Origin of the sequence: Paraburkholderia domus (assembly GCF_905220705.1) — a bacterium.
GTDB classification, from domain to species: domain Bacteria; phylum Pseudomonadota; class Gammaproteobacteria; order Burkholderiales; family Burkholderiaceae; genus Paraburkholderia; species Paraburkholderia domus.
This window is the reverse complement of the sequence record NZ_CAJNAT010000067.1, coordinates 1-4,387: the sequence shown is the minus strand read 5'-3', so window position 1 is coordinate 4,387 and position 4,387 is coordinate 1. Positions and strand designations below refer to the sequence as shown.

General features: G+C 55.7%; 3 protein-coding genes. 1 reads left to right on the top strand and 2 read right to left on the bottom strand.

The features are described from left to right. Positions 1-520: 520 nt before the first annotated feature. Entirely contained in the window at positions 521-1,048 is a 528-nt protein-coding gene (locus KHO31_RS38800) for a DUF4411 family protein (protein ID WP_211626108.1), read from the bottom strand. After that, positions 1,020-2,171 (bottom strand): ImmA/IrrE family metallo-endopeptidase, encoded by a 1,152-nt coding sequence (locus KHO31_RS38795; protein ID WP_211626106.1) that lies wholly within the window; start codon positions 2,169-2,171, stop codon positions 1,020-1,022. Before KHO31_RS38795 ends, KHO31_RS38800 begins: the two co-directional genes overlap by 29 nt. Positions 2,172-3,514: 1,343 nt before the next feature. Between KHO31_RS38795 and KHO31_RS38790 the strand changes: the two genes are divergently transcribed. After that, positions 3,515-4,345: an FRG domain-containing protein gene (locus tag KHO31_RS38790; protein WP_236071733.1), complete on the top strand. Its 831-nt coding sequence runs from the start codon at positions 3,515-3,517 to the stop codon at positions 4,343-4,345. Positions 4,346-4,387 lie beyond the last annotated feature (42 nt).

Sequence of the window (4,387 nt, the reverse complement as noted above, 5' to 3'; positions counted from 1 at the left end):
GCCTTCAGGGACGGCGAACCGGTGCAAGGCGATCAACCGGTTCAGCAGAAACTCGCCGCCTGAAGTCGAACGCTATCAAGCTGCCCATACACCACTCTTGACGATAGCTCGAGCCAGCAGCAGAACTGTCGAAGCGCTTGACGGGGCGGCGTTCAGGCGCGGCTGTTAAGAGTTCACGCGGGAAGCGGGCCAGTCGTGGGATGTTGACCGAAGAAGAAAGTCCGGTCGCTGAGCCGAGCTAGCCTTTGGACGGCAATCAAGGATAACAGGATGGCCTGAAGTGCGAAATGCACATCGGACACCTTCGCGCGCCCGATCATACCGGCCGCGCGCCGCGAAAGAGGGATCGGCGCCGGTCGGCCAGTCGCGGCCATTCAATGCATTCTTGAAAATCGTCGACAATGGGTGAGCAGGCTAGGCAGCCATTGCCCCACGCATCTTACGTTACCGGATGCCGATAGGCCTCTCGCTTTCCTCATGAACCATTAACAACGGCGGTCCGTGGACTAGGCAGCTCTAACTATGTCTTAAACGAGAAATCACCGAACGCGTGCCGCGACAACACATCAAACAGAGACATCGTCACAACTCCAACCGCAGATGCAGCGTCCGGTAACTTGATTGCCTTGCGGCTCTCCGGGGCCGACTGCTCGTTCGTGACGATAACGTATCCGGGGTGATGAGCAGCGAATGCTATCAACCAAGCGTCCGCCGACTTCACATCTAGGAATTTGTCTTGCGCAGCCGCTTGAAATGCGGGTACTCGCGAAACAGCCCAGTTCGCTAACTGTTGCCATTTAGCGACGCTCGGGAGGCTGTTCAAGAAAAATCCGCCTTGGTCGAAATGCGATGCCCACTCGTAGAGTGGGTCGTCGGTTTTCCCGTTCAGCAGTTCGTCACGCACCTTGTCGATACTAAACACGGTACCGTGCTGAAACCCCTGACCCACCCACGTCCAAAAATTGGTGCAAAAGTTTGGGTTGTAGTGCAGGTTTTTTGCAGTAATCAGTACGTCAGAATCAAGCAGGTAGCGCGCGCTGCTTTGCATAGAAGGTCACGACGTTATTTGGATTTGTGTTTAACAGCTGGCCGGCTTCCCGCAAACTGATGTTACCCGAGGTAGCTAGCGAAGCGACTCGTTTCGCCAATTTCCTGCTGTTCCGGACTGCTAAGGTCGCGTAGAAATTCCCGCCACCACCGTCATCTCCTTTCGAACCGGATTTCTGCGAGGTGAGATAAATTTCACGATATAGCGACTCATCAACATACCCGAAATCGAGGGCTCGGCGTACCAAGACGAGCAGACTCACCTTGAAATGGCGCCGCAATTCGTTAAGGCGAGCAGTGGCGGTACCCTCAACGCTCGCCCACATCTTCGCAAAATCCGACGACGGGACAAGCATTTCGGCAGCTACCGCATTGCAGAACCGCTCATCTCCGTTATGCGATGCGGTCGCAGCATCGGAGACGCCGATATCACCTTGCCAAATATGAGCGACCTCATGCATAAGAGTAAACATCCAGGCTGCTGGCGCATCTTTACCGTTCACAAATACGACAGGTGCGATCGGGTCACTGATAGCAAAGCCACGGAATTCCGAAACCGATAGAGGCCGCGAAGTGTTGTTGCCCACGATTCCGTTCTTGAACACAAGAATGCCAGCCGCTTCAACCCGAGCGGAAAGATAACTAAAGAGCTCTTCCGCAGTACTAGCCTTACCCATAGCAATCCGATCGAGACGAAGCACCTGCCGGATTTCTTCGGCGACCTGCATCGGATTCAAAGACTGCTTTCGACCCTGACCAACAAAATGCAGGGGCTCTGCTCCCTCTTTCTCCAGAAAATCCCTGTACCAGACTTGTTTAAACTTTACGTCGTCGTACACGTCGAAGAAATCGCGCGATAGAGGCGTCGACGACGAATTGATTGTACGAAAGTCCACGAGCTCCGGACGAACACGTGGTGCTGGCGGCGCCATAAGGAAAAGATAGCCAAACGGCACCTTCGCCGCCGCCGCAAATTTAATCGCTTGGGAAGGTGTCAGTGTTCCGGCGATAATTTTTCCCGGTGCGCTTTTCGAAATCGATCGCGCGATGCCTTCCAGAGAGCCACCAGATTGACTGGCAGCCCAATCGAGAACGTCGGGAGAAAGACTCAAAGTTTCGGTCATGTGAATTGCATCATTCGCCTGTAGCCCAGAATTTACCCACTGGCGGCTGCGACCTTCGGAGTGGCGTGTAATTTTTGCAACCTGATAAGCGCTAAACCACGCACGCGACGCCCTTTGCGCGAAGTTACCACTCGGTCCAACGGTCAGGATAGGCGGGAATGTACCAGATTAGGCCAACGACCAAATAAACGTTGATGTTCTTGCCGCGCTAAACGCTCCCTCCTATCGACTGTCGTCACGCTTACCGAACAACTCGGCGCGCGTCGGCAACTGCTCCACGGCCTCCCCTGGTAGCGCGAATGCCTCCTCGTCAACGTTTGAACAAGCGTCGGTCTCCTCGTCGTTACCACAGCCACGTTCAAGTCCCCTCAGGTCTGTGAGCGGGTAACCCGAAGGATCTCGGTGCGTAGTCAATATTTATCCCGACCTGATCCGGTGAGAAACTCCCGGCGCCCTCCTCATCAGAAACTTGCGTGGACCAGGCATCGATCTTTTGCCCATCGTTTACGGCTCTGGATAACTGCCGCTATCGGGAAACCTGAACGTCTCTGTGGGGGTCGGCGACGGACCTTCAGGCGCTCGCGACTCCATGTTGAAATACGTCTCACGCTCTGCGGCGAAGTGTGCGCAATCGGATGCCTTCCACGGCAAGATGGCGCGATGACGCATGAGCACGCATGCCTACCCGGTCTGGTGGCTACACGGACGGTCCCTTTTCGTCTATCGTTGACTTCACCAAGGGAGGCCGCCTTGACCGAGTGGGAAGTCATTCAACTATTCGAAGATCGGATTGCTGCAGGCTTGTCACTTACCCAGACACTGCGCGGCACATGCGGGGCGCTCATTGACTGGGCCGCACGTGAGTGGGAGAAACTCTCATCTGACGATCGAGACGAACTGGCGACCGTAGGCGCGGCGATGCTTTGCTTGTCGGTTCGGAGCGCCTATCCCCAGAAAGGATAAGCCAGTGGTCCGGGTTGGCAAATGGATGCTGTAGGTCAACATTGATCGCCGACCAGGGCCTAGTTCCGGTCGTAGCGACGGGCAGTGCGCGGCCAAGACCGGCAGTTCGGCTTATTCGGCCGAGAGACCGTCCATAGGCTGAGAGCAACCCGCCGAATGCGAGGGTCCGAGATCGTCCCGACCTGAAACTCAACCTGCAGCCCCGGTGCTATGCGACGGTGTGAATGGTAATCCAATAAACCCCGGAGCGCAGTGCAGTGCAGTGCAGCGGCGACAGATCAGATTAGCAGGTCTGACCGCATCAGCGATTTACCTAAGGCAGGCAACATTATTGGCTAGCCTGTACGATACGGATCCACCTCAATCATGTCGCCGATTGCATGTTCAACTTTCTTGTAACTTCGATCAAGGGGGCTTGGGACCGCCCTGGCTACGAGTTCGACCGAGGCAGGTTCCTTGAATACACAAGCGACGAGATTGCTGCCAGGTTCCGTGAGCTGAAGGAACCGCAGATTAAGGCGCTCACTGAACTGCCTTGTCTATTCGCCTATGAGGGCACCGACGAGCCAATGAGAGTTGGCTGGTTGAAGCGCATCAAGCTGCGCAACGACGGGCGACTGTTCATCGAGCCCGAGTTTGACGCTAGGGTGCCGCATATTCCGTTTGAGCAGATCAAACCGCTTCAGGTTTCACTGGACATCCGCGATTGGGAGCTGAGTCGGACCCACTGGGCGATCAAGGACGAAGACCTCTTCCAGATGCTGACTGACTCTGGCATCGTGCCGGGCGTTGCAGCAAGTCCCAAGATTGAGAAGGCGGACTTACCTCCCGTCTCGGCACCGGAGTTCCATGCAAACAGCGTCGGGGCCTTCATCGGGAACGTATTGGGCCTCGACCATGGCGGCAGAGAGGTGTTCTACCGTGGGCATTCGAACCGGACTAAGTACCTACTCGAGCCGTCTATCTTTCGGAAGGACGAGCGTGGAAACTTCATCAATCGATATGCTGAAGACAGGATGTATCGGGAACTGCTCGTCTCTAATTCCGTGGATTTCCAGGGTGACATCTACACTTTGGATCGGCTCGTGCGGATGCAGCACTATTCGCTCCCGACGCGTTTGCTCGACATCACGTCGAACCCGGAGCTATCGTCAAGAGTGGTGTATGGGCAGCTTGATAGCGTTCGACTTCAGGCGGCGAGTTTCTGCTGAACCGGTTGATCGCCTTGCACCGGTTCGCCGTCCCTGAAGGCA

What these genes read in the sequence shown, in the direction of transcription:
- KHO31_RS38800 (WP_211626108.1), bottom strand. Translation starts at nt 1,048, where the DNA reads ATGCAAAGCAGCGCGCGCTACCTGCTTGATTCTGACGTACTGATTACT.
- KHO31_RS38795 (WP_211626106.1), bottom strand. Translation starts at nt 2,171, where the DNA reads ATGACCGAAACTTTGAGTCTTTCTCCCGACGTTCTCGATTGGGCTGCC.
- KHO31_RS38790 (WP_236071733.1), top strand. Translation starts at nt 3,515, where the DNA reads ATGTTCAACTTTCTTGTAACTTCGATCAAGGGGGCTTGGGACCGCCCT.